We start from the raw sequence: 26,568 nt of genomic DNA on the forward strand, positions 1-26,568 counted from the left end.
TAATTGGTGAATTGTTGAATCGTGTAATCGTTATAACGATTACCCAGCAATTACACAGTAAACAACTACACATTTACACAATTTTTAAAAAAAAATAAATATATGTCTGTTTTAGTTTTTGCCGATTCATCGGAAGGAAAATTTAAGAAAACTGCTTTAGAAGTAGTTTCATATGGAAAAAAGGTTGCAGAACAATTAGGTACTAATGTTGTTGCACTCACAATAAACGCAAGCGATTCATCAGAATTATATACGTACGGAGCAGAGAAAGTAGTTTCAGTTTCTAATGATTCTTTACAAACTTTTAATGCAAAACAATATGCAGCTGTAATTACAGAAGTTGCAAAAGCACAAAGTGCCACTGTTGTAGTTGTAGATTCTAGTACAGATGGTTTGTATCTAGCTCCAATTATTGCAGTAAACTTAGAAGCAGGTTGTGTTTCTAACGTAGTAGATGTACCTTCAAGTACGAGTCCGTTTACAGTAAAAAGAAAAACATTTTCTAACAAAGCATTTTCAAATACTGTAATTTCTACAGAGCATAAAGTTATAGGAGTTGCCAAAAATTCTTATGGTGTTCATGAAAATGAAGTGGCAGGAAGCACAGAAACTTTTGAAGCTACAATAGTTGAATCAGGAGTAAAATCGGAAAAAATAGAAAGAGTTACTGGTAAAGTAACTATTGCAGATGCAGAAATTGTTGTCTCTGCAGGTAGAGGTTTAAAAGGACCAGAAAATTGGGGGATGGTAGAAGAATTAGCAAGTGTTTTAGGCGCTGCAACAGCTTGTTCTAAACCAGTTTCAGATTTAGGATGGCGTCCACATGCAGAACATGTAGGACAAACTGGTAAGCCAGTTGCATCTAATTTATATATTGCCATTGGTATTTCTGGAGCAATTCAGCATTTAGCAGGTATTAACGCATCAAAAGTAAAAGTAGTTATAAATACAGACCCAGAAGCACCGTTTTTTAAAGCAGCAGATTATGGGATTGTTGGTGATGCTTTTGAAGTAGTACCCAAATTAATAGAAAAATTAAAAGCTTTTAAAGCGTCTTAATTATAAAGAATTATTTTTTGGGCGTGCCCAAATTATTTAAAGTGAAATATTAGAAACTTATCAGAAGTAAAATTTTGATAAGTTTTTTTATCAACTTTTATCAAAGTCAAAATAATTTCGTCAGGCTTGGAGTTTATCTTGAGCCAGACGAAAGGCACTCGCTTTTTTATTTTAAAAGAAAAATAAAAAGAGCTCAAACAGGTGCTTCAATCCTTCACGCAAGAGTAAAACTCACTTTTTTGAGAAATATCAGCATTAACCTATTATTTTTATTAAATTGTGCCCCTCTAAAAGTTTGTAAAAATGACTTCAAAAAGTTTTGCAAATATATTTTAGTTTTACGTAAATAAATTTATGAGTTTAATACAATTAACTATAAAGGGTATTTCTTACAGTCAAACTCAGAGTGGTGCTTATGCATTGGTTTTGAGTGAGATGGAAGGAACGAGAACTTTACCTATTATTATTGGAGCCTTCGAAGCACAATCTATTGCAATTGCTTTAGAAACAGAAATTAAACCTCCAAGACCACTTACACACGATCTCTTTAAAACATTTTCAGACCGCTTTTCTGTCACAGTAAAAGAGGTAATTATCCATAAATTAGTAGATGGAGTATTTTTTTCTAGCTTAGTTTGCGAAAAAGACGGCGTAGAAGAAGTTTTAGACGCAAGAACTTCAGACGCAATTGCAATAGCAGTTCGTTTTCAAGCTCCAATATATACTTATGAAAATATTTTAGAAAAAGCAGGTATTTTTCTTAAGATAGAAGAAGAATTTGGAATTGAAGATACACCAGAATCTGAAGAAGACGTTATTGATATAGATACGTTAATCCTTAAAAAGGAGTCTTCTTTTTCTGACGTTAGTTTAGAAGAACTTCATGACCAATTAAATACTGCAGTTTCTGATGAAAACTACGAATTAGCTGCAAAAATTAGAGACGAAATTAGTAAACGCTCTTAATATTATAATTACACATTATGAAAAAAATATTTATTGCTGTTTTCTGTTTGTTGTCAATCTCAGTTTTTTCTCAAAGTACAGAAACAGTTTCTGCTGTAACAGAAATTATACCTAGTCAAGGTTTTTCTTTTCAGAGTTTATGGCGAGGAATTTTAGGAATGTTTTCATTAATTTTAATAGCTTTCTTATTTAGTGCAAATAAAAAAGCAATAGATTGGAAAAAAGTAGCTATTGGTTTAGGATTGCAATTATTAATTGCTATTGGAGTTTTAAAAGTTGAATTTATACAATCTATATTTGAATTTGTAGGAGGTATATTTATAGAAATATTAGCTTATACAAAAGCAGGTAGTGAGTTCTTATTTGCTGGTATTGTAGGAGATATGAATAAGTTTGGTTACATCTTTGCTTTTCAAGTATTACCAACAATTATATTCTTTTCTGCATTAACTTCTTTATTGTTTTATTTGGGAATAATTCAAAAAGTTGTAAAAGTTTTAGCAATTGTATTGTCTAAATTTTTAGGAATTTCAGGTATGGAAAGTCTTTCTGTAGCTGGTAATATCTTTTTAGGACAAACCGAAGCGCCACTTCTAATTAAAGCTTATTTAGAGAAAATGAATAAGTCGGAAATGTTATTGGTAATGATTGGTGGTATGGCAACCGTTGCAGGTGCTGTATTGGCTGCTTACATTGGCTTTTTAGGTGGTGGAGATAAAGAATTAGAATTAGTATTTGCTAAACATTTATTAGCAGCTTCTGTTATGGCAGCACCTGGTGCTATTGTAATCTCTAAAATATTATATCCACAAACAGAAGAAGTAAATTCTGACGTTACCGTTTCTCAAGAAAAAATAGGCGCTAATATTTTAGATGCTATTGCTAACGGAACCACAGAAGGTTTGCGTTTAGCCGTAAATGTAGGAGCGATGCTTTTAGTTTTTGTAGCTATCATTGCGATGTTAAATGGTATTTTAGGAGCCGTTGCATCTTTTGATGGTTTTACAATAGAATTTTTAAGCTTAGAATGGCGCTGTACTTCGGTTAATGAACTTATCGCAAATAACACGCTTTACGACGGTCTTTCTTTAGAGTTTATTTTAGGATATATATTTGCTCCTTTAATGTGGCTTATTGGTGTTGCTAAAGAAGACATGGCTTTAATGGGGCAGTTGTTGGGTATAAAATTGGCTGCAAGTGAATTTGTAGGTTATATTCAGTTAGCAGAACTAAAAAATGTTGCAAGTGCAACGCATTTAACATATAACAAATCTATAATTATGGCAACATACATGTTGTGTGGATTTGCAAATTTTGCGTCTATTGGTATACAGATAGGAGGTATTGGTTCTTTAGCTCCTGGACAACGTAAAGTTTTGTCAGAATTTGGAATTAAAGCTTTAATTGGAGGTACTATTGCTTCTTTAATGTCTGCAACAATTGCAGGTATGATTATAGGATAAAAATAAAAGTGTAAGCGTGTAAATGTTTGTTTAAACCTTTACATGTACCTTAATAAACAATTACATAATTAAAAGATTACACAACTAAATGAAACAATATCACGATTTAGTAAAACACGTTTTAGAAAACGGAAACGAAAAAGGAGATAGAACAGGTACTGGAACCAAAAGTGTTTTTGGGTACCAAATGCGTTTTGATTTAAGTGAAGGTTTCCCAATGGTTACTACCAAGAAACTACATTTAAAATCTATTATTTATGAATTGCTTTGGTTTATAAAAGGTGATACAAATATTAAATATTTACAAGAAAACGGTGTAAGAATCTGGAATGATTGGGCAGACGAAAATGGAGATTTAGGTCCTGTTTACGGACATCAATGGCGTAATTGGAATAGTGATGAAGTAGATCAATTAAAAGATGTAATAACGTCTTTAAAGACCGATCCAAACTCAAGAAGAATGTTGGTTTCTGCTTGGAATCCTTCTGTATTACCAGATACTTCGGTATCTTTTTCAGAAAATGTAGCCAATGGCAAAGCAGCATTACCTCCCTGTCATGCTTTTTTTCAATTTTATGTAGCAGATGGTAAGTTATCTTGCCAGCTATATCAAAGAAGTGCAGACATCTTTTTAGGAGTACCTTTTAATATTGCATCTTATGCATTATTTACTATGATGATTGCACAAGTTTGTGGTTATGAGGCAGGCGAATTTATTCATACTTTTGGAGATGCTCATATCTATAATAACCATAAAGAACAATTTGAAGTTCAGTTGGCTAGAGATATTAGACCTTTACCAAAAATGAAAATGAACCCAGCTATAAGAAATATCGAAGATTTTACTTTCGAAGATTTTGAGTTGGTAGATTATAACCCACATCCACATATTAAAGGAAAAGTTGCGGTTTAATCGCAGGGCGATAGCCAAAGATTCAATTTCCGGAGGCTTGCTTCAAATGAAAAATAGTTGTATTGCAAGCATACCTGGTGCCTTTAGGTAGAGGTTGTTGGTTAAAACAACTCATAGAAATTAAAACAAAAAAGAGCTTTCAAAATTAATTGGAAGCTCTTTTTTTATATATCAATAACGTTGTTATTATAAATTTAACACGCTATTTTCTGCTCCTGCAAAGTCGTTCCAAGCAAGTCCATCTGCTTCTTGTTCGTTTGTATATGTACCATCTATTAAGTATTTAAACTCATAAGATTTTCCAGATTCTAAATCTAAAGTACCTTTAAAAGAACCATTTTTCAATTTCTTTAAAGGAGCCGATTTTTCATTCCACTCATTAAAGCATCCTACTACCACTACTTTTTTAGCTTCTTCAGCAGGTACAGTAAAAGTTACTTTACAAACTGGTTTGCTTTTTAAAAATTGTTTTTTAATTGCCATAATTATTCTATTCAAAAATTTTAAGTAAAAATATGTAACTACTTGGTTATAAACATCATTATTTTGTAAGAAAATAAAAGAATTATCAGTTATGTAAAATGGCTATATAAAATATTGATAATTCAAAATGAAAGGGAATTAAATTTATTGTTTATATAAAATAAAGCATATTTGTTTCTGCTTGATTTTCAGTGTTTTCAGTTCGAAAACGTATTCGTAAGTGTGCTATTTTGATTTAAAGTGCCCTTAAAACGTCAAATCTTAGTAGAAATATTCTAATTTTGTTAAAATTTTAGGATTCTATGATTACAATTATAGCAGCAATTGCAAAGAATAATGCTTTAGGAAAGGATAATGATTTAATTTGGCATTTACCAGCAGATTTAAAAAGGTTTAAAAAAGTTACTACCGGACATCACATTTTAATGGGCAGAAATACTTTTGAGTCTATAGGTAAACCATTACCTAATAGAACTACTATTATAATAACCCGAAATAAAAATTATTTTAAAGAAGGGTGTTTAATAGCCAATAGTATTGAAGAAGCCATAGAAATGGTAGAAAATAAAGATGATGTTTTTATAATTGGTGGCGCACAAATTTATAAAGAAAGCATAGAGAAAGACTTGGTAGATAGGTTAGATATTACACAAGTGCATCATGAATTTGAAGCAGATGTTTTTTTTCCAGAGATAGATTTAAAAACTTGGAAAGAAACAGCAAGAGAAGATTTAGAAGCAGACGAAAAGAATAAATTTGATTTTAGTTTTGTAAGATATTCAAAGAAAACTATCTAATTCTACTAGAAAAACCTCCCCCTAAATTCATTTTATACTTTTGTTGGGCAAATAAAAAGTAATTAAATAATTTATAGTTTACGTCGTAACCGTAATCAGTAGTAGATTGGTAGTCAACGATGTTTTCATAGATATTTGTGTTGAATTGAATAGGGTTTCTAGCTCTATTATTCCATTCTAAAACCCAAGTTCTATTTCTAGCCTCTAGGTAGTTTTGAGAATAATAACCTTCTGGTTTAGCTATGGACTCTAAAAAGGCATTAAAACCAGGGTCTATAATAATTACTTCGTATTCTAAACTTTCATTCGCAATAACAACAGGTTTTTCTTCTGTAGTTGTATTCTTTTTTATGGGTGATGAACCACAAGCATACACAAACAATCCAAAAGAAAAAAGTACAAGAAGTTGTTTTAATAGTTTCATAATCAATTGTTTTATTTAAAGTAAAGTTCCGAAAAATATTCTAAAATAGGTTGGTTTTTAATTGATTTAACATTAATTTTCAACCTTAATAAAAAAGGATGAAACAAAGATGTTTTTGGGTAACAGACAGTGACTTGTATAAAAAATATCATGATGAAGAGTGGGGAACACCTGTCTATGATGATGGTGTTTTATTTGAATTTTTAATCCTAGAAACCTTTCAAGCAGGTTTAAGTTGGATTACAATTTTAAACAAAAGAGAAAATTTTAGAGTTGCTTTTGATCAATTCGATTATAATAAAATTGCAACTTATTCCGAAAGTAAATATGAATCTTTATTATTAGATAGTGGCATTATTAGAAATAAGCTAAAAATTAAAAGTGCCATTACAAATGCACAATTATTTATAGATATTCAAAAGGAGTTTGGTTCTTTTTCTAAATTTATTTGGTCTTACGTTAATAACAAACCAATTATTAATAAGTTTAATAAAAGAGAGGAAGTACCTGCAACAACAGCGCTATCAGATAAAATTTCTAAGGACTTAAAAAAGAGAGGTTTTAAATTTGTAGGATCTACTGTAATGTATGCATATATGCAAGCTGTTGGTATGGTAAATGACCACACTACAGATTGTTTTAAATATTTATAAGAATGAATGTATTTGAAATACCCAAAGATGATTTAAAAAAAATAATTTCTATTTTTAACAGAGAAATTGGTCGTTTTATTTTTTTTGTTTTCGTCTTGTTTTTTGATAGTATTTATTTTGCAGAAAACGTAACAAGCTCGCAGCTATTAATTAATATTTTAATGTTAGCAGGTTTTTTTAAAATGTACTTTAGATCTACTCCAAGAGTAAAAGAACTAATGATTTATGCTGTAATTTTGGGTTTTGGAGGAGAATATCTTTTTTCTAGAGCATTAAGTATGTATACTTATAGATTAGAGAATGTGCCGTTTTACGTACCCATTGGTCATGCCGCTTTGTACGGTAGAATTTTAATGTTTAGTAAGGCATCAGTTGTAAAAAAATACAATAAAGCTATTGAGCAATTGTTTGCAATTGTAATTGCAATTTTTGCAACTACATATCTTGTTTTCTTTTCAGATGTTTTTGGTTTTGTAATGACAATAGGTGTTTTTCTATTACTATGGAAAAGGCCTAAGGATAGGTTGTTTTTCTATGCCATGTATATTTTAGTAGCAATTCTAGAAATTGGCGGTACTGCTTTTGGATGCTGGAGATGGCCAAGTATAGGGTTTGAAGTTTTTGAGTTTTTACCAAGTAATAACCCGCCAAGTGGTATTAGTTTATTTTACTTTTTATTAGATATTGGTTGCTTTGTGATTTATACTCAAAGACATAAGATAACTTGGAGTAGGCTTAAAAATATACGAAGTATACGCGCTTAAAATTTGTACCTTTATACATCAATTATAAATTTAATAAAATGAATATAAAACAGATGATTTTTGGTTGTTCAGTAGCTGTATTATTGGCTTCTTGTACTGCGGAACCAAAAAAAGAAACCGAAAAAGAAAATGAAAAAGTAGCCACTGAATTTAACCATTTTGTAGAGCAATTTGCAGATGTTAAAGTACTGCGTTATAAAATCCCAGGATTTGAAGAACTTACTTTAAAAGAAAAAGAACTTGTTTATTACTTAACTCAAGCAGGTTTGTCTGGTAGAGATATTATGTGGGATCAAAACTATCGCTATAATTTAAGTATTAGAAAAGCGTTAGAAAGTATCAACGAAAATTATAAAGGAGATAGAGAAAATGATAATTTTAAATCGTTTAAAACCTTTCTAAAAAGAGTTTGGTTTTCTAATGGTATTCATCATCATTATTCTAATGATAAATTAAAACCAGCATTTACAAAAGAATATTTTACAGAGGATTTATTAAAAAACTCAAACACAGAATTGTCATCAGAAATAATTGAAATTTTATTTAATGATGCTGATAATAAAAAAGTAAATAAGAAATCTGGAGTTGACAATATCTTGTCATCAGCAATTAATTTTTATGGACCAGATATTACCGACAAAGATGTTGCTGAATTCTATAAAACAGCTTATAAAGGATCTAAAGAGCAACCAATTGAGGCTGGTTTAAATTCTAAATTAGTTAGAGAAAACGGTAAATTGGTAGAAAAAGTTTGGAAATCTGGTGGTATGTATGGCGCTGCATTAGACAATGTTATTGGTTGGTTAGAAAAAGCAAAAGGAGTTGCAGAAAATGATAAGCAAGCACATACGTTAGAGTTATTAATAGAATATTACAAAACAGGTAGTTTAGATGTTTGGGATCAGTATTGTGTTGCTTGGGCAACTTCTACAGAAGGAAATATCGATTGGATAAATGGTTTTATAGAAGTATACAATGACCCAAAAGGATACAGAGGTTCTTATGAAACGATTGTTCAGATTAAAGATTTTGACATGTCTCGTAAAATGAAAGTTTTATCTGATAATGCACAGTGGTTTGAAGATAATGCTCCGTTAGATCCTTCTCATAAAAAAGAAAATGTAGTTGGGGTTTCTTATAAAACGGTAAATGTTGCAGGTGAGGCTGGAGATGCATCTCCAAGTACGCCAATTGGTGTAAACTTGCCGAATAACAATTGGATTCGTGAACAACATGGTTCTAAATCTGTTTCTTTAGGAAACATTATTGGGGCTTATAATAATGTAGGCGGAACAGATCGTTTAAAAGAATTTGCCAATGATGAAGAGGAAGTTCGTTTAGAAGAAAAATACGGTCAGATTGCAGATAAATTACATACTTCTTTACATGAAGTTGTTGGGCATGCGTCTGGTGTTATTAATGAAGGAATAGGGCAACCAAAAGAAACGCTTCAAAATTATGCTTCTACAATGGAAGAAGGTCGTGCAGATTTAGTTGGTTTGTATTACTTAATGGATGCCAAATTACAAGAATTAGGGTTGACAGATAATTACAAGGAGTTAGGGATGGCTGCTTATGATGGATATATTAGAAATGGATTAATGACACAATTGGTGAGAATTAATTTAGGAGATGATATTGAAGAAGACCACATGGTAAACAGACAATGGGTTTCTGCTTGGGCTTTTGAAAAAGGTAAAAAAGACAATGTAATAGAGAAGGTTGTTAGAGATGGTAAAACGTACTTTAATATAAATGATTACGATAAGTTAAGAGAAATATTTGGAAGCTTATTAAAAGAGGCGCAACGTATAAAATCTGAAGGTGATTTTGACGCTGCTAAGGCTTTGGTAGAAGGCTATGGTGTTAAAGTAGATCAACAAATACATGCTGAGGTTTTACAAAGAAACGAGCAGTTTAAATCTGCACCTTATAATGGTTTTGTAAACCCTGTTTTAGTTCCGGATGTAGATGAAAATGGAAAGGTTATAGATGTACAAGTTACACACCCTAAAGATTTTGAAGAACAAATGTTATTTTATTCTAAAAATTATAATTTCTTAGGAACAGAAAATTAAAATTTATTATTCCTGATAAGGAATATCTTTAAAAGTAATTTATGTAAAAACCGACTCTAAACAGAGTCGGTTTTTTTATGAATATCAAATTGTGATCTGATTTTATTATTTCTAGGTAAACAATAAACAGTCTAAAATTAAAGGGAATGCTTTAAAAGTAGCAGCGGTTATGAAACAACCAGCGTGTATTTCTTTTTAAATCTAAATCAAAACTAATTATAATTTCATGAGAGCTTAGATTCTCTCCATAATTAGCCAGTCTATTATCATAAGAGTATCCAACTCTATATTTTTTATTGACAACTATAGCAAACAGAGCACTCATAGATTCTTTATAACGGTAAGACAAACCTGCTTCAATTATTTCTTTATAAATAAAATTAGCATTTAGATCTACAGAAACAGGTAGACTAGGGGTGTATTTTATAATCGTTGAAGGTTTAAATTTTAATTCTTCAGACATCTCATAGATATATCCTGATGCTAAAAAGAAATTGTGATTGCTTATTCCAAAGCTTTCATCAAGGTTTTCTAAAGTTTTAAATTGTCTAGATTTTAAAATATTTGGAATGGATAATCCTATAAAAAAATCTTCAGTGTAATACAATCCACCAAAACCAATATTGGGATAACTTCCATCTGTAGAAGCATATATTTCATTATCTGGTGTTACACCTCCTGCATAATTATTATTAAAAAAAGTAACGCCACCTTTTAAACCAAAAGAGAGTCTTTCGTAGCGAGATATAGGCAATGTATAAGAGACGTCTAAATTTATATTAGTACTATTTGCTAAACCTAATTTGTCGTTTATAACCGTTGCACCAAAACCTAAACCAGCTGCTGTTCTTCCGTTTATGGAAAACGTTTTGGTTTCTGGTGCCCCTTCTACACCAACCCATTGTTGACGAGCTAGTAAAGAGATGCTTAGATCTGCTCTAGAACCTACAAATGCAGGGTTTATTACCTGCATATTATACATGTATTGTGTATAATGTGGTGTCTGTTGTGCGTAATTAAATGTGTTAAAGAAAATAATTAGTAAGACACACGTAAAAAGCGTTTTATCTGTAATTCTTAAATTGTTTTGGGGGCTTTTTTGTATCATCTTATTAATTGGATAAAGCTTTGTTTAGGTTTTGTAATACCATCATTATAATCTAAAGAGTAATAATAGATGCCTTCCGTAACAGGTTTTCCGTTGTTGGTGCCATCCCACCAAAGTGGATTTGGATTACCATTGTTTTTATAATCGAATACTTGACCTCCCCAACGGTCAAGTATCGTTATTCTAAAGTTTGGATATTCTTCAATTCCAGAGATTTCAAATACATCACTTTTTCCATCATCATTTGGTGAAAAAAGATTTGGGTAGTCATTGTCTTTTATGGTTCCAGTACCAAAAATTGTTGAAGAATAGTTAGAAACACCTGTACTTGTTATTTCTACTTCTAATAACATTGTTTCTGTATCTTCATTTATAGTATCATCTATGGTTCTTACATCTTGAGTTATAGATGTTTCAAATGCTGGTATGTAAGCCACGGTAAATTCCGGATTATAGTCTTCTAAATCACTTGCTGTTTCATTAACCGTTTCTAAATTAAAGTTAATCGGTAAATAATTCTGCATTGGTTCATCCGTATCTGGGTTTACCAATGAAACTGTAAAAGTTAAAGTACGTCCTTCAATAACAGTAACATTATCTATTATAACTTTAGGATCTGGGTTTATATCTAAAATTGTACCTGTTTTAGTTAAATCTTGAGCTCCAATATGAGTAGAAGAAACAAGGCCGAAAACGTTTATAAATTCATCTAGTTCATTTATATTGTCTATAAAAGTAGGAATGCTAAAAGAGCTTTCTGTATTTGCGTTATTAGGATCTGTGGTTTCGGTAATGGTTAAAGATTTATAAAAACTTTGGTAATCTTCTGGACTAATTGCAGTTCCGTCTGTTGTGTGAATGTCTATGTAAATAGGTCTAGAAGATGGGCGGCTTAAAGTAACTTTATGTTCTAAATCATCACCTTCATTACTTATAGCGTTATTCATTGTAATAGACGGTGCGTCTTCATCATCTAAAAGAGTACCAATCCCTCTTATTTCTGTATTAATGGTGTTGTTAGAAGTTATGTTACCTTTTAAAGTAAATAATTCATCTAGCTCATCAATATTGTCATCTAAAGAATTTACCGTAAACCTATTTGTATCTGTAAAAGGATCTATCGTTAAGGTTTTAGAAGTTACTTGCTTATAATCATAAGGAGCAATTGCTATGTTGTATGTGTCTGCAGTTTCGGTACCATCTACTGTTGAAAAGCTAATATTAATTGGTGATGCACTTTGAATCAATTTTGAGTGATCCGTCTTTTTAACTAACAAGATTGTGAACTCTAAATCTTCTCCTTCAATTACGGATACATTATCAATAAGTACAACAATGGCTATGATCTCTCTCCAATCTCTTTCGGTTGTATCAGGGTCATCATTATTTGGGAAATCAGTAGGAACTTGACCGTTTGTTGGGTTTACCAATGCAGTATTATTGTCATATGCATCATCTAAACCATCATTGTCAATGTCTATATTTAGTGGGGTAGTTTCTGCAATTCCATCATTATCTAAATCCCAAGCTTCAATAGCATCATCACGAATGTCATTATCAGAATTAAGATCAATATAATCAGGTTTACCATCACGATCTGTGTCTGTTGGAGAAATTCCATTTGGGTATGCAGTATCTATACCTAAAGCATTAATAATACCATTTGGAGCTTTGTAATTAGCGGTAGTTTGTCCTTCAATATTATCTACAATACCATCTCCATCTGCATCAATATCTATAAAATCTTGATTGCCCTTGGTGTCTGTATTCGGAATAGTGTAATTAATAGAGGCATTGGTAGTATCGTTGTTTTCTTTAGTGTTATCAAGTCCATTTTTACCGACAGGTTTATTGGTACGACCATTACGGTTTGTATCTACAGACTTATTTCCTGCTTCTACAATATCTAAAATTCCATCGTTATCACTATCTAAATCTAAATGATTAGGAACTCCATCAGCATCAAAATCAAAAATATCTACAATACCATCGTTATTAGCATCAACACCAAAATCGGTATCTCTGTAATTAGGTATAAAGTCGTTGTCATGATCATCTAAAGGATTTAACCCGTTGTATTCATTAACATCTAGTATGGTATCGTTATCATCATCAATATCAACAGCGTTAGAAATACCATCATTGTCAGAATCTGTAGTGGCATTAACAGCTACAAAATCAGATGAGCTTATAATTTTATTTAATGGGTCTGTTGCAGTAAATTTAGAAGTGTTATTGCCAATACAGTCTTCATAAAAAACAACTGTAAATTGAACCGTAATTGTTTCTCCTCGCATTAATATACCAGAAGTACCATCAAAAAAATTGATATCTGATGTTCCGTTGTAATTAGGGTTTAATATTGGATCTTTTGTTGCTGTTGAGTTCTCTATAAAAGGAGTTGTAACAGAAACAATATTACCAGAACAAATTTTATTTAAGTCGTCTTGTAGATTTAAGTTTTCTAATTGAACAATGTTACTATTGTTTTTGATGGTAAGTTGAAAGGTAACTTCATCATGTTCTAAAATACCATTAGGAATTTTATTAACTTCTGAAATTGCTTTCTCATTATTATTGGCAGAACTAAATAACAATACCATATTAGAAGAAGCGCAACTGCATTGCATTGCAGATGTTACTGGTGCTGTAGACGAATTTGTTGGGTAATATCTATCTAAATGATTTCCTAAACCATCAGACCAATTAACAAAAGAGAATTTCTTGTTGTTAGAAGAAGTTGACTCATCTAGTCCGTCTAAATCTCCTTGTGTTTGTGAACGGTTTAATTGATAAAAATTGTTAATTCCAGTAGAAGAGAAAGGTTCTGTTAAATAATAGATTTCTAAAATTACAGTTTCTCCAGGTTCAAGAGAGTTATTTGGCATTAGTAATTTTGTGTTTGTTCCTCCGTTATAAGAAGTATTAACAGTAACATCAGGACCAGAAACCTGAGTAACTTTAAGCTCTCTAAAAACAATACCCTTGCTTAAGAAATCGCCTAAACCCATGTTATAATTAATATTATTAGCTGTAGCAGTACCTTCATTTGTTAAGATAACTCTATTGTTATAATCAAAAGTTCCGTCTGGGTTTACATTAGGATTTCGTTCTGGTACATATAATCCTCCAGCCACAATAGCTTCTGTAGTATGAAAATCTTCAAGTAAAATACTGTTAGCGTCGTTTCCTATTGTAGAAGTTACCTCTGCTACATGATTAAAATCGATTCCAGAACCAGAAGGAGTAGGGTTAGGTCTACCACCACAAAAAGGATTTACCGTTACGCAAAATTCAATATTTATAGATTGCCTTGGGTATAAAATGAAATTATCTATAGCATCTTTGTTAAAAAGAGAATTTGATGTAGCATTTAAAAAGTTATTATTTACAGCATCTGTATTAAATTCGGTAGGGTATGGGTTGTCTACAAAATCTTGAACAGCAGTAGTATTTACCGTAACTCCTTCTATCTGTTCTACACATCCATTTCCGTAAATGCTGTTTAAATCATTTGTTAAATCGATGTTTTTTATAAGGTTTTCTGCATGGTAATCTCTTGCAGTACTTTTATTTTTAAGGGTTAAACTGTATTTAATCTTATATACTCCATCTACTGTATAGCCTTGGTTACAGCTAGATATAGAGCTTATTTCTAGTAAATCGGTTATATGTTCTACTGTTAAATATAAATTAGCTGAATCTGTAAAAGTTCCATCAGAAATAATATATTTAATTACAGGAATGTTCCCTGTATAATTTTTAGTAGGGATAAAACTATAGCTACCATCTGGTTTAAAAGAGATACTACCTCCTGCAAAAATTGCTTTTTGATCTGTGGTATAAGTTGTTCCGTTTATAATAAAATTGATAATCGATAATGAGTTGTTATCTTGATCACTATCATTTATAAGTACACCAGGAGCATCTACATTTAAAGTAGTGTTTATGTTTGCTGTATCATAATCATCCTTAGCATTTGGCGGATATAAATTAATGATTTTTACAGTTAAGTTAGCAGTACTTGTAAAAGTTCCGTCTGAAACGGTATAACTAATTGTAGGAATTTTGTTGTTATAATTAGCAGCAGGTATAAAAGAAAAACTACCATCTTCATTAATAGTAATAGATCCTTCAGTAAAACTTGCTTTCTCGCCTGCAGTATAACTTATAGTATCTATTTTAAATTTTGTAATGGATAAAAAACTGTCGTCTTTATCTGTGTCGTTACTTAAAATACCTGGTGCATCAACATTAAGTGTTGCATTTGTTTCTGTTGAATAATTGTCATTGTTAGGATCCGGTGCATATAGGTTGTTAACTTTAATACTCAAGTTCGCAGAAGCAGTATAGGTGCCATCAGAAATTACATAGTTAATTGCAAGAGAGATATCATTATAATTAGTAGCAGGTGTAAAAACAAAACTACCATTTGCATTAATAGTAATTGTTCCATCAGTTAAGTTTGCTGTGTCTCCTGCAGCGTATCTAATACTGTCTAATGTAAATTCTGTAACTTCTAGTTCGTCATTGTCTATATCAGTATCATTACTTAATAAACCGGGAGTTTCAATTCTTAGTTCTGTATTTGATGTAGTGGTATAAGTATCATCTACAGCTACAGGTGCCGTTTGAGCAGATGTAAATTGATAGAAAAGTAAAAAGAATATAAATATTTTATACGTATTGTATTTAGGGGGTATCATTTTTTGGGGGATTAAATGATTTTTAATAAAAAAGTTTGAATATTGTTAGATAATTATGTGGTTTTGGGTGTGAAATAATTGAGTTGTAAATCTGTTAAATTAACAGATAGGTTTAAAGATTTCACCTTTAAAGTAGTATTATTTTGAGAAGAATTATGATCCTTTTTTGACTCAGGGTCTGCTATAGCAAACTGATTGAATAATATATAAAATAATAAAAATAGTAGTACTAAGGATACTACATATAATATAAATGTACTGTATTTGTTTTTTTTAGTAGATATCATTCTTGGGGGATTAAATGATTTTAATATTTCTATTAATTATTAGTATAAGTGTTTGTGTTTTTTGGAATATAACAAATAGGGTAACTCGAATAAAAACTAGTAACCAATTGAGAATTTTCATTTGGCCCTATGTGATTAATAAAAGCGTCTCGATTGTTAACTGATAATGTAGTGTTTGTTTTAATGTCGTAATTATCAGCTGGAGCAACAGAAGTTGCAGTAGCAAACTGATAAGGAAATATGAAGAATGCAAGTAGCTTGCATTTGTTTTTATTTAAGGGTATCATTCTTTGGGGGATTAAATGATTATGTATTTCTAATAATATGTTGATAAATGTAGCTAAAAATATTTTAATTATAACTCTATTTCTCTTTTTTATTTTTGCGAAATTATAAAATTATTATGAATAACAACGTTTAAAATTGATTTAAAATAAAATTAAGTGTTTGTAAATTAGCTTATTGACCCCAAAGTATTCTGATGGCAACAAAAACAGCTATAACAATTGCGCCGTAAATAAGCACTTTTTTACCCGTTCCTTTATAATAGCGTTGGTGGTTTTTTATGTCTTTTCTATAACTGTAAATCATTAAAGCTACAAAAGAAATGAAAAATAAAGTCATAAAAATAATTCTTCCTGTTGTAAAATAAGCACTTAAAAACATAATTTGTATTCTTTATAAGTTGTGGGTTAATGGTAAACAAGAAGCTTTTATTTTATCAGAAAGTTTCTATATATTGTCTAACTGAAATTAATAAAATTCTATTCTGCAAAATTACAAATTAAAAGAAGAATGTCCTTGTTTTTGGTGTAACTTCTAAAATTGAATCTTATTAATTAAATCAACAATAAAAAATATAAATAAACCTTAATATATAATGAAAAACAAAATAGCAGCAGTAACTGAGTTTCACACCGCTTTTAAATTAAATATGAATCAAAAGCCAATTGCAAATATTGGTAAAGATAGAAACACGCTTCGTTTTAATTTAATGAAAGAAGAAAATGAAGAATATTTAGAGGCAGCAGAAAATAATGATTTGGTTGAGGTTGCAGATGCTTTAGGAGACATGCTGTATATTTTATGTGGAACAATTATAGAACACGGAATGCAAGATAAAATTGAAGAAGTTTTTAATGAAATTCAGCGTAGTAATATGAGTAAATTAGGTGCAGACGGTAAACCTATTTACAGAGAAGACGGTAAAGTATTAAAAGGACCTAATTATTTTAAACCAAATATTGGTGCTATTTTAGACAAATAGACAATTATAATAAGTGAAACTTGTATGGAGAATTAATTGTTGTTTATAAATTAGTTCTCCATAAAAGTTTTTAATAAATAGAACTTGCAATAGCAATATAAAAGTGAATTAGACTTTACAATGTAAACAAAGATAGATCGTTATAAATACCTATTGTACCAGCTTTCTTCAAGAGGAATTTCCCAATTGTTATCAAAGTCTACTTTTGTAGTTATTAAATTATCAAAAATGATACTCTTTGCTGTTACAGCTTTATTTTTAAGTAGTTTTTTAAAGTCTTTTAAATCTTTGTATTGTACATATTCTCCTTGTTTAAAACAAGCATTCATTTTGTCTAACAATTCTACTTCATATTCTTGTTGTAATCCTAAGATAAAAGAAACAGAAGTGTCTATATTTGAGTTTGTTAACGTTGAATTTTCATCATCTGCAAATAATACAATAAAACGATTGTATAAAAATTGGTAGGATGTTTTAAAGTTTTCATCGTCAGATTTCCAGCTTTCTAGAAAATCTTTTACTTTACTTTCAATTCCTTCAATTTCATTTGGGTAAAATTTTCTACTAGAAGGGTACACCCAAACTTTTGCTTCTTCGGTAATTGTGGAATAATCTACAAACATTTATATATAATTTTCGCTGCAAATATACAGAAAAGAGAAGTGCTTGTTTAAAAAGTTTTCACATTGTCATATAGAACTTATTTCAGGATCTCAAATTACTGAAAACTCAATAATATTACGATTCTGAAATAAGTTCAGGTTGACAATAAAAGTTCTTTTAAGACGCCTACTTTAAATTACTTTTTAGATTTCTTTAGCAAGTGTATTTGTAAAAAGTTCTATAAAATCGTCTTGTATATTTTGTCCTTTGTTTTTGTTATACCAAATTTGTAAATCTTCTTTAAACTGTGCGTCTATTACACCATGTTTGGCTTTGTAATCTGCAACCATTTTTGTAGCTTCACTAGGTCTAGGTCCCCAAGTGTTAATTAAATTATTGTCTTTATCTAGAGCAACTAATTTAGGTATTGATTTTCCTCCGTTTGTTAAAAACAGGTTCATTAAATCTTCATGCTCATCTCTTAAAACTAATTTAAGATTAATAAGACTATTTGTTGTTGCAATTTTGTTTATAACAGGTAAGTTTTGAGCAGCATCTCCACACCAACCTTCTGTAATAAGTAACCAAGTTTGAGGTTCGGTAATTTCTTGCATTTTATTAATAGTAGCTTCAGAAATTTTTATGGTTTTGTCTAAGCGCTTCATTCTTCTGTCGTTTAACATACTGTAATTTGTTAAATCTTCAGATTGTTCTTGTCCTGTTGCTTTTCCTTCAGCTAATAAATTACTTACTAAATCTCTATATTCACTATAAGATAATACGTTTTGTAAACTTTTTTCAATAATATTTTTCATCTCTTAATGTTTTATGCAAAGGTATTTTTATTGATTATAAAAAACGGTAACCTTTGTTACAAACCTCTTGTTTTTATTATTAATATAGACGAGATAAATTGAATAACTTACAGGCTAATTTTTAGGCTTAAAATAAAGACTTTTGTTACAATTTCCTTAAATAAATAAGAGATGTTTTTAAAATGCTTATTTTTACCACTTATTATAAAAAATCGTGAAACAAATTATTTACTTATTGCTGTCTGTTATTTTATTTTCTTGTGGTAATAATAAGAAAGAAACTGTTAGTACGCTTCAAGAAACACCAAAATTAAGTATTCCTGTAAAGCATATTACTGTAGAAGGTGTTAAAGCTATTTATGAGCCAGAAATAGAAGACTGGCAAGAACTTAAAACGGTAAGTACTTTTCTAAAGAAATTCGAAAAAGTATCGCCTAACGAGGCTTTAAGTAATGCCTTAGAATTAAGAGATTTGGTTATCAGTTTAAAAGACAGTGTAAAGCCAGAAATTTTCGATACTCCTCCTTTTGAAACAAGAATTAACGTTTTGCACAATGAGGTATTGCGTTTGGCAGATCTTACTTTTATACCCGCAATTACCTCCGAAGAAGTTAATTTACAAGTAGATAAAACAATAGCTGCTTTTTCTACTGTAAATTCAAAAATAAATAGCATACTTGCCAAAAAACGTTTCGAAGAAGAAATAGATATAGATTTCGCTTTTATAGGAATAGATTCTACGCAAATGGATAGTATTTCTAAGAAATCTATCAATTTAAAAAGGTTGGAGCGAGATTCTATTAAAGAGCAAGAACTCATTAATAATTCACCAGAAAATCAAGATTTTTTAAAGAAAGAATAGGCAATGAAAAACTGTTTTTTAGTCTTAGTAGTACTTGTTTCTTTTTTTAATTGTAACGTTAAAAAAGAGATTAAAAATACTCCTACAATTACATCGATAAAAAGCAATGTGAATACTTTGCTAGATGATTGGCACAAAGCGGCTTCTGAAGCAAATTACGAAGGTTATTTTGGTAAGATGGACAGCCTTTCGGTTTTTATTGGCACAGATGCAACTGAAAACTGGAGCAAAACACAATTTCAAAAATTTAGTAAACCTTTTTTTGATAAAGGCAAAGCATGGTCTTTTAAACCTTTAGAAAGAAATATTTATGTAAATGAAGCCAAGGATTTTGTTTGGTTCGATGAGTTGTTAACTACTTGGATGGGGACTTGTAGAGGTTCTGGCGTTTTAGAAAAGAAGCAGAACGTTTGGAAAATTAAGCACTATGTTTTGTCTGTAGAAATACCAAATAATGATATACAAGCCGTTATTTTAGCCAAGAAAAAAAGTGATTCTATATTTCTAAGTACACTTAATCAGTAGTATTAGAAGTTATTTCCTGCTTGGAATTTATCTTGAGCGGTGTCGAAAGACTATATCTTTTTGCAGAAAAAGCAAAAAGGATGTCGTTTCAATCAGGGCTAAACTTGTTAGTAAGCTGTTGGCATTTAAAATGTATGTAATGATGGTTTATTCCTTAGAGTGCTATTTATATTTAGCGCATACAAACCTCTAAGAAACTACTTCGGCAACAACTTTATAAATCAACTCGCTTTCAAAACCTTTTCGCATTAAAAAACCAATTAATTTTTGTTTTCGTTTATAAATATCAGATTCAGAAATTACTTCATTTCTATTTTCTGTAATTCTATAAATAGTTTGTACGTACTCTTTTTCGTCAATTTCTTTTAAGGCTGTTTTAATATTGTAAGCAGAAATATCTCTGAATTTTAATTCTCTAACAATACGTTGTTTTCCCCAAGATTTAATTCTGAATTTTCCGCGTGCAAAACTTTTAGCAAAGCGTTCTTCATTTAAAAAGTTGTCTTTCATTAAACTTAATAAAATCATTTCTCTAGCCTCAGGAATCAGCTTGTATTCGCGCATTTTCTGCTCCACTTCTTTGTGGCATCTATCTTGGTAAACGCAGTAGTTCTCCAATTTTCGTTTTAGTTCATCAACCGTAAAAGACTTCTTTTTTATCATTGGTTCGAAAATACAAAAAGAGATGAAATTATATGAATTTCATCTCTTTTTTATAAAAATATATGTTTAAAATTTAGAATTTATTTTTTCCATCAATTCTTTTATCTTCAGAAATTACTTCTTGAGGAACCATTTCTTTTGAAGTTGTTTTGGTTCTAATCCACATTTTAAATAAGGTTACTAAGTAGAATAAAACAGGTACAACAATTAGCGTTAAAAAAGTAGCTATTAATAAACCATAAATAACGGTCCAAGCTAAAGGTCCCCAGAAAACAACGTTATCTCCACCCATATAAATATGCGGGTTGTATTCTGTAAACAAACTAAAGAAGTTTATATTTAATCCAATTGCTAAAGGAATTAATCCTAAAATGGTTGTAATTGCCGTTAATAAAACAGGTCTTAAACGTGCTCTACCAGCATTTACAATTGCTTCGAATAACATTTGTTTGTCTAAATAATCTTCGTGGTCTATTTCTAATTCGCCTTTCTTTCTGTCAATTAACAATTGTGCGTAATCTAATAATACCACTCCATTGTTTACTACAATACCGGCTAATGAAATAATTCCCATCATGGTCATCATAATAACAAAAGAACTACCAGAAATAACGATTCCTCCAAAAACTCCAATAAAGCTTAAGAAAATTGCCAACATGATAATTCCTGGTTTAGAAACCGAGTTGAATTGAAAAATTAAAATAAAGAAAATTAAAGCCAATCCAGTAAAGAATGCACCTACTAAGAATAGCATTTGTTTGTTTTGTTCTTCTAGCTGACCTGTATAATCAATTTTTATTCCTTTAGGTAAATCTTTAAAGTTTTTCATTTCTTCTCTAATTTTACCAACCACGGCACCAGCATCAGTTTCTCCAGGAGACAATGCAGAATATACAGTAACAAGTCTTTTTATGTCTTTGTGCTTAATAGCGCTAAAACCAGAATTGTTAGATTGTGTTGCAACTGTAGAAACCGGAATTTCTTTTATTTTACCAGAAGCCATATCTCTAAAGATAATATTCTGATTAAAAATTGCACTCTTATTATATCTGTCTTCTTTGTTAAAACGAACGTAGATATCATAATCATCACCATCTTCTTTGTAAACACCTGCTTTGTTTCCAAAAATAGAAGCTCTTAATTGTTGTCCAACCTGCCCTGTAGAAACACCTAATTCACCCGCTTTTTTACGGTCTACAATAACTTCCATTCCGGGTTTGTCTCGGTTTACATCAATCTTTAATTCATCTATACCAGAAATACTTTTTGTGTTGATAAAATCTCGCATTCTTTGCGCTACATGAATCAATTCTGCATAATCATCACCTTCAATTTCAATATTAATTGGAGATCCTGCAGGTGGTCCGTTAGCATCTTTTTCAACAGAAATTAAAACTCCAGGATAAATACCAACCAATGCAGTTTGTACTTTTTGGCGCATTAACTCACTATCTAAGCCTCTTCTATATTTGTATTCTCTCATAGAAGCGGTTACCTTTCCTTTGTGAGGCATTTCTGCCGCAGAACCACCATCGGTTTGTGGGTTTCCTGCTCCTTCACCAACTTGAGAAATTAAACTTTCAACCATAAAATTATAGTCGCCATCCATATACTCATCAGCATATAAAACACCTTCTACTTTTTCTTCAATCTGTTTGGTAATAGCATTTGTTTTTTGAATATCTGTTCCTTCTGGATATTCTATATAAACAATTATTTGATTTGGTTTATTGTCAGGGAAAAACTCAACTTTAGTTCTTTGAGTACCTAAAGACCAACCGAAAACCATGAATGACGCAAATAAAAGAATAGTGGTACCAATTACTAAAAAGTAAGGAGTTTTACCTCTTAAAGAAAAACGCAAACTACTTTCGTACCATCTCTCTAAAACTGGCAATACTTTGGTTTGAAAACTATTAGCCCATCCTCTTAAGAGTAAACGATACACCCAAAGCATTACTGCTACAAAAATCATTAATGCACCAATGGCGCTATAAGTTCCGCCTGCAATTAAGATTAAGATACCTATTACTGCCATAACACCTGTTACGATTGCAATTTTTTTAATAGGCATGTCTACATCTTCTACACTCATAAATTGAGAAACCAATACAGAGTTAAAGAATATTGCAACTAATAAAGATGAACCTAAAACGGTGGATAATGTAATTGGCAATAAAACCATGAAATCTCCCATAACTCCTGGCCACATACCTAAAGGGATAAATGCCGCAACGGTTGTTGCTGTAGAAATAATGATTGGAAATGCAATTTCGCTAATTCCTTTTTTAGCAGCATCAATTCTATTCATGCCTTCTTCGTCCATTAAACGATATACGTTTTCGACGACGACAATTCCATTATCTACCAGCATTCCCAGTCCCATGATTAATCCGAAAAGAATCATGGTGTTCATGGTGTAGCCTAATAAGTTTAAAATCATTAAAGACATAAACATAGACATTGGTATTGCAAAACCAACAAATACTGCATTTTTAAATCCTAAGAAAAACATTAAAACAGTTACCACTAAGATAACTCCGAAAATAATGTTATTTACTAAATCGTCTACCTGACCGATGGTTTTGTTAGATTGATCGTTGGTAATGGTAACACTTAAATCGTGAGGAAAATGATTTTCAATAGCATCGCTTACAATTACTTGTATTTGCTCTGATGCAGCAACCATATTTTCTCCAGCACGTTTTTTAACATCTAACATTACAACTTCTTGTCCTCTTTCTCTTGCAAATGTTGTTTTGTCTTTGTCTTTAAAAGAAACGGTTGCTACGTCTTTTAAATATATAGGATTGTCGAATTCAGATTTTATTACAAAATTCTCTAAATCATTTGGTTTATCAATTTCACCAATAATTCTTACCGTTCTCCTTTGTCCTGAGGTTATAAAGTTACCAGCAGACATGGTTACGTTTCCGTTGTTAATTGCAGAAGTTATATCGTTAAAACTAACTTTTGCAGCCATCATTTTATAAATATCTACAGCAACTTCTACTTCTTTTTCTTGAGCACCTCTAATATCGGCTTTTTTAATTTCAGCTAAATCTTCAATATCATCTTGTAAATACTCTGCAAATTCTTTTAATTTATGAACAGGGTAGTCTCCAGAAATATTAATATTTAAGATGGCTATTTCTTCAGACATACTTAAATTGAATACATTAGGCTCTACTTTAGCGTCATTAAAAGTTGGCCAATCTTCACTAGATGTTTCTGTAGAAAGCTCGTCTTTAACCTTTTGTTTTGCTAGCTCTACGGAAATGTTTTCATCAAACTCAACAACTACCATAGAGTAATCTTCTTGAGAGGTTGAGGTAACTTCTACTACGTTACTAATGGTTTTTACTTTATCTTCTATAGGATCTGTAATCAGTTTCTCTATATCTTCTGCAGTGTTACCAGGGTAAGCAGTACTAATATATATCTTGGTCTCTTTAACTTCCGGGAAATTCTCTCTGGCCATACTTAAATAAGCAGAAATACCGTAGAAAAATAAAACACCCATTAGCACGTAAATGGTTGTTTTATTGTGAATTGCCCAAGCGGATAACTTAAACTCTTTATCGACTTGTTTTTTTTGTTTTGTCATCTCTAATGTTTTTATTTATTGATAACTTTAACTACTTGTCCGTTATTTACACTTCGTGCACCTTCATCAATAATTTCCGTGCCTGCAGGTAAGTTTTCTAAAACCTCAATGAAATTTCCTTGTGTTTTACCTGTTTTTATAATAACTCTTTCTGCAGTTGCTTCGTTGTTAGATTTTTTGTCTTTAATGGTGTATATAAATTGTTCTCCATTTGCGTTTTCAGAAATAATACTTTGCGGAATTAAAATAGCATTTGCATCTGTATAATCATTAACTTGAAGTTTTGCTGTTAAATTTGGCTTTACATTTCCGCTTTTGTTATCAACAGGAACTTCAATTCTAAAAGATCTATTATTTGGGTTGATAAAACTACCAACTTGTCTTACTTTACTGTTTACACTTGTACCAAGTACAGGAAATTCTATTTTTACTTCTTTGTTTTTTTGAATACTTGTAATGTATCTTTCTGGCACTTCTGCTTCTACATACATATTATCTAGGTTTACAATTCTAAAAATTTCTGAACCTTGCCCAGGAGCAATTACGGTTCCAGCTTCTTTCATAACATCATCTATAACCCCAGAAAATGGCGCTCTAATAGATGCTTTATTTTGCTGACTTTTTAGTTGTTTTAAAGAGTTTCTTTGAGATTCATAATTTGTTTTAGTTTGTAAAAACTGAATTTCTGACCCTATTTTTTGTTCCCATAAACGTTTTTGACGTTCAAATGTAGTTTTTGCTAATTGTGTAGTTGCTTCTAACTGTGCAACTTGATTACCGATACCACCATCATCTATAGTTGCTAATAATTGTCCTTTAGAAACTTTTTGACCTTCTTTAACAAAAACTTTTTTTAGAATTCCAGGCATTTCTGGGTAAATTAAAATATTTTGTTTGGTCTTTACACTTCCTTGAATTTCTAAATAATGTTTAAAAACGGCCTCTTTTGCGGTGAAAGTGGTGATTAAAGGAAGTTTCTTAAGCGTGTCCTTTTTAGCAATTGCATTATTTATAGCTTCTAAATCTGCATTTATAGTTTCTAAGTTTGCCGTAATTTCTTTCTTTTTAGCAGTTAATTCTTTTAAATCTCCTACAGAAATAATAGCTGCAACTGATGTTGGTTTTTTTTCTCCACAAGAGATTAAAACAAGTGTGATTGCTAATAATGTATATATTTTTCTCATGCCTGGTTATTATTTAATTGGTGTGTTTAATGCGTTTTCTAAGGTTGCTTTACTAGCAATTACATCTAACATAGATTGGATGTAGGTTTGTTGTTGTGTGTATAGTTGGTTTTGTGCTTGTAGTAAATCGAAACTAGTAGAAATTCCTTCAAAAAATTTAATTCTTTGTTTCTTTTCTATTCTTTCTGCTAAACCTACATTCTTTTTAGCAGTGTTATAGTTTTCTATACTTAGTTGATATTCGCTTTTTGCTTTTTCAGCTAATAATTCTAAACGTTGTTTGGTTTCTTCTAACTTAATATCTGCTGTTTCTAAAGCAATTTTTGCTTGTTTTGTTTTAGAGCTTCTTCCTAAACTACTAAAAATAGGGATGTTTAAACTGACTCCTAAAAGAGAAGATTCAAACCATTTCTGGTCATTATCAAAGAAAGTGAAATTGTTTGAATAACCAGAATATCCGTAGTTTACAAAAGCCGATAAGCTAGGTAGTGCTTTACTTTGCTCTAAACGAACTAGTAAACGTTTAGATTCTCTATCATTCTCTGCTATTTTAAAATCGATATGATTAGAGAAGCTAAAATCTTCTGAAACTAAACTTAAGTTAATATTACTTTCTGTTAATGAATCTAAAGAATCTGTTAGTGTAAGTACTGTTTCAATTGGAGCTCCTAAAGAAAGGTTTAGCATTTTATAAGCTATAATTTTCATTCGTTTAACACTGTTTAGTTGACTTTTTAAGTTTCCTAAAGTAATTTCTAGTTGCTCTACGTCTTCTTCTTCATTAAAACCGTTTTCATAGATTTGTTTTGCATCACTTAAATTTTTCTCAAGAATTTTAATGTTTCCTTCTAAAATTGTAATACTATTTTCTGCTACTAAAACGTTTCCATATGCATTTATAACAGTTTCTCTAGTTAAAAGTTCTGTTTTTTCGTTTGCTTGTTTAGAAATTTTTAAATAGGTTTTAGAGGCTTGCAATCCTACTAAATAAGAACCATCGAAAATTAATTGATTTAAAGTAACAAAACCACTTAAACTTTGTTTCGTACCAAAAACCAATTCATCCTCGGTTCCATCTCCATCAATATCAATTAAACTTACTTGTTGTTTTATCCAATTTTGATAATCTACTGCGGCACTAATTTGAGGTAAACCCGTTGCGGTTGTTTCCCATACTTTTTCGTTAGCAGATTTAATATCATTTTTAGATGCCTTAGTATTGTAACTGTTATCAATAGCAAAATATACAGCTTCTTTTAGTGATAAGGTCATTGTTTTTTCTTGTGCATTGGCAATAAAGAAAAAACAGGTACTTAAGCATACCAGAATTATTTTTTTCAT

The 26,568-nt window shown here is 30.7% G+C and carries 23 protein-coding genes; 11 read left to right on the forward strand and 12 right to left on the reverse strand.

The annotated features are described in order from the left end of the window. Positions 1–102: 102 nt before the first annotated feature. The 4 genes from GQS57_RS07790 to GQS57_RS07805 all read left to right on the forward strand — a co-directional run bounded on the left by GQS57_RS07790 (position 103) and on the right by GQS57_RS07805 (position 4,401). Positions 103–1,059 (forward strand): electron transfer flavoprotein subunit alpha/FixB family protein, encoded by a 957-nt coding sequence (locus tag GQS57_RS07790; RefSeq protein WP_165732149.1) that lies wholly within the window; start codon positions 103–105, stop codon positions 1,057–1,059. Positions 1,060–1,413: 354 nt separating this feature from the next. After that, positions 1,414–2,025 (forward strand): bifunctional nuclease family protein, encoded by a 612-nt coding sequence (locus tag GQS57_RS07795; protein WP_165732151.1) that lies wholly within the window; start codon positions 1,414–1,416, stop codon positions 2,023–2,025. Between the two features lie 17 nt (positions 2,026–2,042). Next, positions 2,043–3,488, forward strand: a complete 1,446-nt coding sequence (locus GQS57_RS07800; protein WP_165732153.1) for a NupC/NupG family nucleoside CNT transporter — start codon at positions 2,043–2,045, stop codon at positions 3,486–3,488. Positions 3,489–3,576: 88 nt separating this feature from the next. Continuing rightward, entirely contained in the window at positions 3,577–4,401 is an 825-nt protein-coding gene (locus GQS57_RS07805) for a thymidylate synthase (protein ID WP_165732155.1), read from the forward strand. A 186-nt stretch (positions 4,402–4,587) separates the two neighbouring features. Here the strand turns inward: GQS57_RS07805 and GQS57_RS07810 are convergent, their stop codons facing one another. Then, positions 4,588–4,884: an isoamylase early set domain-containing protein gene (locus GQS57_RS07810; RefSeq protein WP_165732157.1), complete on the reverse strand. Its 297-nt coding sequence runs from the start codon at positions 4,882–4,884 to the stop codon at positions 4,588–4,590. Between the two features lie 302 nt (positions 4,885–5,186). On the opposite strand from GQS57_RS07810, the gene GQS57_RS07815 reads away from it, so the two are divergent. Further along, complete coding sequence (locus GQS57_RS07815) at positions 5,187–5,681, forward strand: dihydrofolate reductase (RefSeq protein WP_165732159.1); 495 nt, start codon at positions 5,187–5,189, stop codon at positions 5,679–5,681. Here the strand turns inward: GQS57_RS07815 and GQS57_RS07820 are convergent. Beyond that, entirely contained in the window at positions 5,674–6,105 is a 432-nt protein-coding gene (locus GQS57_RS07820) for a DUF6146 family protein (protein ID WP_165732161.1), read from the reverse strand. The two genes, GQS57_RS07815 and GQS57_RS07820, sit on opposite strands and share 8 nt — an antisense overlap. Positions 6,106–6,203: 98 nt before the next feature. Here GQS57_RS07820 and GQS57_RS07825 point away from each other — a divergent pair, with 98 nt between their 5' ends. Genes GQS57_RS07825 through GQS57_RS07835 form a run of 3 tightly spaced genes read left to right on the forward strand, consistent with a single transcriptional unit; the run spans position 6,204 to position 9,600 of the window. Then, positions 6,204–6,758, forward strand: coding sequence for a DNA-3-methyladenine glycosylase I (locus GQS57_RS07825; protein ID WP_165732163.1), 555 nt, complete (start codon positions 6,204–6,206; stop codon positions 6,756–6,758). Positions 6,759–6,760: 2 nt separating this feature from the next. After that, complete coding sequence (locus tag GQS57_RS07830; RefSeq protein WP_165732165.1) at positions 6,761–7,522, forward strand: hypothetical protein; 762 nt, start codon at positions 6,761–6,763, stop codon at positions 7,520–7,522. Between the two features lie 38 nt (positions 7,523–7,560). Further along, positions 7,561–9,600, forward strand: a complete 2,040-nt coding sequence (locus GQS57_RS07835; protein WP_165732166.1) for a dihydrofolate reductase — start codon at positions 7,561–7,563, stop codon at positions 9,598–9,600. 151 nt (positions 9,601–9,751) lie between these two features. On the opposite strand, the gene GQS57_RS07840 is transcribed toward GQS57_RS07835, so the two are convergent. The 4 genes from GQS57_RS07840 to GQS57_RS07855 all read right to left on the reverse strand — a co-directional run bounded on the left by GQS57_RS07840 (position 9,752) and on the right by GQS57_RS07855 (position 16,367). Beyond that, a complete protein-coding gene (locus GQS57_RS07840; RefSeq protein ID WP_165732168.1) occupies positions 9,752–10,708 on the reverse strand; it encodes a type IX secretion system membrane protein PorP/SprF in 957 nt (318 codons plus the stop codon). Further along, positions 10,705–15,414, reverse strand: coding sequence for a cadherin-like domain-containing protein (locus GQS57_RS07845; protein ID WP_165732170.1), 4,710 nt, complete (start codon positions 15,412–15,414; stop codon positions 10,705–10,707). Before GQS57_RS07845 ends, GQS57_RS07840 begins: the two co-directional genes overlap by 4 nt. 319 nt (positions 15,415–15,733) lie before the next feature. Further along, positions 15,734–15,988, reverse strand: coding sequence for a hypothetical protein (locus GQS57_RS07850; protein WP_165732172.1), 255 nt, complete (start codon positions 15,986–15,988; stop codon positions 15,734–15,736). A gap of 172 nt (positions 15,989–16,160) precedes the next feature. Beyond that, positions 16,161–16,367, reverse strand: a complete 207-nt coding sequence (locus GQS57_RS07855) for a hypothetical protein (RefSeq protein WP_165732174.1) — start codon at positions 16,365–16,367, stop codon at positions 16,161–16,163. A 214-nt stretch (positions 16,368–16,581) separates the two neighbouring features. On the opposite strand from GQS57_RS07855, the gene GQS57_RS07860 reads away from it, so the two are divergent. After that, positions 16,582–16,968 carry a nucleoside triphosphate pyrophosphohydrolase family protein gene (locus GQS57_RS07860; RefSeq protein WP_165732176.1) on the forward strand — a complete coding sequence of 129 codons (387 nt, stop codon included), beginning with the start codon at positions 16,582–16,584 and terminating at the stop codon, positions 16,966–16,968. 140 nt (positions 16,969–17,108) lie between these two features. Here GQS57_RS07860 and GQS57_RS07865 read toward each other — a convergent pair whose 3' ends face one another. Together GQS57_RS07865 and GQS57_RS07870 are read right to left on the reverse strand one after the other, a co-directional pair. Continuing rightward, on the reverse strand, positions 17,109–17,591 hold the full coding sequence (locus GQS57_RS07865) for an ABC transporter ATPase (protein ID WP_165732178.1): 483 nt from the start codon (positions 17,589–17,591) through the stop codon (positions 17,109–17,111). A 183-nt stretch (positions 17,592–17,774) separates the two neighbouring features. Continuing rightward, complete coding sequence (locus GQS57_RS07870) at positions 17,775–18,386, reverse strand: thioredoxin family protein (RefSeq protein ID WP_165732180.1); 612 nt, start codon at positions 18,384–18,386, stop codon at positions 17,775–17,777. A gap of 214 nt (positions 18,387–18,600) precedes the next feature. Here GQS57_RS07870 and GQS57_RS07875 point away from each other — a divergent pair, with 214 nt between their 5' ends. Together GQS57_RS07875 and GQS57_RS07880 are read left to right on the forward strand one after the other, a co-directional pair. Continuing rightward, complete coding sequence (locus GQS57_RS07875; protein WP_165732181.1) at positions 18,601–19,248, forward strand: hypothetical protein; 648 nt, start codon at positions 18,601–18,603, stop codon at positions 19,246–19,248. A gap of 3 nt (positions 19,249–19,251) precedes the next feature. Further along, positions 19,252–19,773, forward strand: a complete 522-nt coding sequence (locus GQS57_RS07880) for a nuclear transport factor 2 family protein (RefSeq protein ID WP_165732183.1) — start codon at positions 19,252–19,254, stop codon at positions 19,771–19,773. 189 nt (positions 19,774–19,962) lie between these two features. Here GQS57_RS07880 and GQS57_RS07885 read toward each other — a convergent pair whose 3' ends face one another. The 4 genes from GQS57_RS07885 to GQS57_RS07900 form a co-directional block, all read right to left on the reverse strand. Then, a complete protein-coding gene (locus tag GQS57_RS07885; RefSeq protein WP_205860237.1) occupies positions 19,963–20,436 on the reverse strand; it encodes a regulatory protein RecX in 474 nt (157 codons plus the stop codon). Between the two features lie 73 nt (positions 20,437–20,509). Then, entirely contained in the window at positions 20,510–24,043 is a 3,534-nt protein-coding gene (locus GQS57_RS07890) for an efflux RND transporter permease subunit (protein WP_165732185.1), read from the reverse strand. 11 nt (positions 24,044–24,054) lie between these two features. Further along, positions 24,055–25,227, reverse strand: a complete 1,173-nt coding sequence (locus GQS57_RS07895; RefSeq protein ID WP_165732187.1) for an efflux RND transporter periplasmic adaptor subunit — start codon at positions 25,225–25,227, stop codon at positions 24,055–24,057. Between the two features lie 9 nt (positions 25,228–25,236). Then, complete coding sequence (locus GQS57_RS07900; protein WP_165732188.1) at positions 25,237–26,568, reverse strand: TolC family protein; 1,332 nt, start codon at positions 26,566–26,568, stop codon at positions 25,237–25,239.

The organism is Polaribacter sp. 20A6, from assembly GCF_011378915.1.
GTDB classification, from domain to species: Bacteria; Bacteroidota; Bacteroidia; order Flavobacteriales; family Flavobacteriaceae; genus Polaribacter; species Polaribacter sejongensis.

What these genes read in the sequence shown, in the direction of transcription:
- GQS57_RS07845 (WP_165732170.1), bottom strand. Translation starts at nt 15,414, where the DNA reads ATGATACCCCCTAAATACAATACGTATAAAATATTTATATTCTTTTTA.
- GQS57_RS07800 (WP_165732153.1), top strand. Translation starts at nt 2,043, where the DNA reads ATGAAAAAAATATTTATTGCTGTTTTCTGTTTGTTGTCAATCTCAGTT.
- GQS57_RS07880 (WP_165732183.1), top strand. Translation starts at nt 19,252, where the DNA reads ATGAAAAACTGTTTTTTAGTCTTAGTAGTACTTGTTTCTTTTTTTAAT.
- GQS57_RS07865 (WP_165732178.1), bottom strand. Translation starts at nt 17,591, where the DNA reads ATGTTTGTAGATTATTCCACAATTACCGAAGAAGCAAAAGTTTGGGTG.
- GQS57_RS07855 (WP_165732174.1), bottom strand. Translation starts at nt 16,367, where the DNA reads ATGTTTTTAAGTGCTTATTTTACAACAGGAAGAATTATTTTTATGACT.
- GQS57_RS07885 (WP_205860237.1), bottom strand. Translation starts at nt 20,436, where the DNA reads ATGATAAAAAAGAAGTCTTTTACGGTTGATGAACTAAAACGAAAATTG.
- GQS57_RS07815 (WP_165732159.1), top strand. Translation starts at nt 5,187, where the DNA reads ATGATTACAATTATAGCAGCAATTGCAAAGAATAATGCTTTAGGAAAG.
- GQS57_RS07835 (WP_165732166.1), top strand. Translation starts at nt 7,561, where the DNA reads ATGAATATAAAACAGATGATTTTTGGTTGTTCAGTAGCTGTATTATTG.
- GQS57_RS07890 (WP_165732185.1), bottom strand. Translation starts at nt 24,043, where the DNA reads ATGACAAAACAAAAAAAACAAGTCGATAAAGAGTTTAAGTTATCCGCT.
- GQS57_RS07795 (WP_165732151.1), top strand. Translation starts at nt 1,414, where the DNA reads ATGAGTTTAATACAATTAACTATAAAGGGTATTTCTTACAGTCAAACT.
- GQS57_RS07895 (WP_165732187.1), bottom strand. Translation starts at nt 25,227, where the DNA reads ATGAGAAAAATATATACATTATTAGCAATCACACTTGTTTTAATCTCT.
- GQS57_RS07825 (WP_165732163.1), top strand. Translation starts at nt 6,204, where the DNA reads ATGAAACAAAGATGTTTTTGGGTAACAGACAGTGACTTGTATAAAAAA.
- GQS57_RS07810 (WP_165732157.1), bottom strand. Translation starts at nt 4,884, where the DNA reads ATGGCAATTAAAAAACAATTTTTAAAAAGCAAACCAGTTTGTAAAGTA.
- GQS57_RS07840 (WP_165732168.1), bottom strand. Translation starts at nt 10,708, where the DNA reads ATGATACAAAAAAGCCCCCAAAACAATTTAAGAATTACAGATAAAACG.
- GQS57_RS07870 (WP_165732180.1), bottom strand. Translation starts at nt 18,386, where the DNA reads ATGAAAAATATTATTGAAAAAAGTTTACAAAACGTATTATCTTATAGT.
- GQS57_RS07830 (WP_165732165.1), top strand. Translation starts at nt 6,761, where the DNA reads ATGAATGTATTTGAAATACCCAAAGATGATTTAAAAAAAATAATTTCT.
- GQS57_RS07850 (WP_165732172.1), bottom strand. Translation starts at nt 15,988, where the DNA reads ATGATACCCTTAAATAAAAACAAATGCAAGCTACTTGCATTCTTCATA.
- GQS57_RS07820 (WP_165732161.1), bottom strand. Translation starts at nt 6,105, where the DNA reads ATGAAACTATTAAAACAACTTCTTGTACTTTTTTCTTTTGGATTGTTT.
- GQS57_RS07805 (WP_165732155.1), top strand. Translation starts at nt 3,577, where the DNA reads ATGAAACAATATCACGATTTAGTAAAACACGTTTTAGAAAACGGAAAC.
- GQS57_RS07790 (WP_165732149.1), top strand. Translation starts at nt 103, where the DNA reads ATGTCTGTTTTAGTTTTTGCCGATTCATCGGAAGGAAAATTTAAGAAA.
- GQS57_RS07900 (WP_165732188.1), bottom strand. Translation starts at nt 26,568, where the DNA reads ATGAAAAAAATAATTCTGGTATGCTTAAGTACCTGTTTTTTCTTTATT.
- GQS57_RS07860 (WP_165732176.1), top strand. Translation starts at nt 16,582, where the DNA reads ATGAAAAACAAAATAGCAGCAGTAACTGAGTTTCACACCGCTTTTAAA.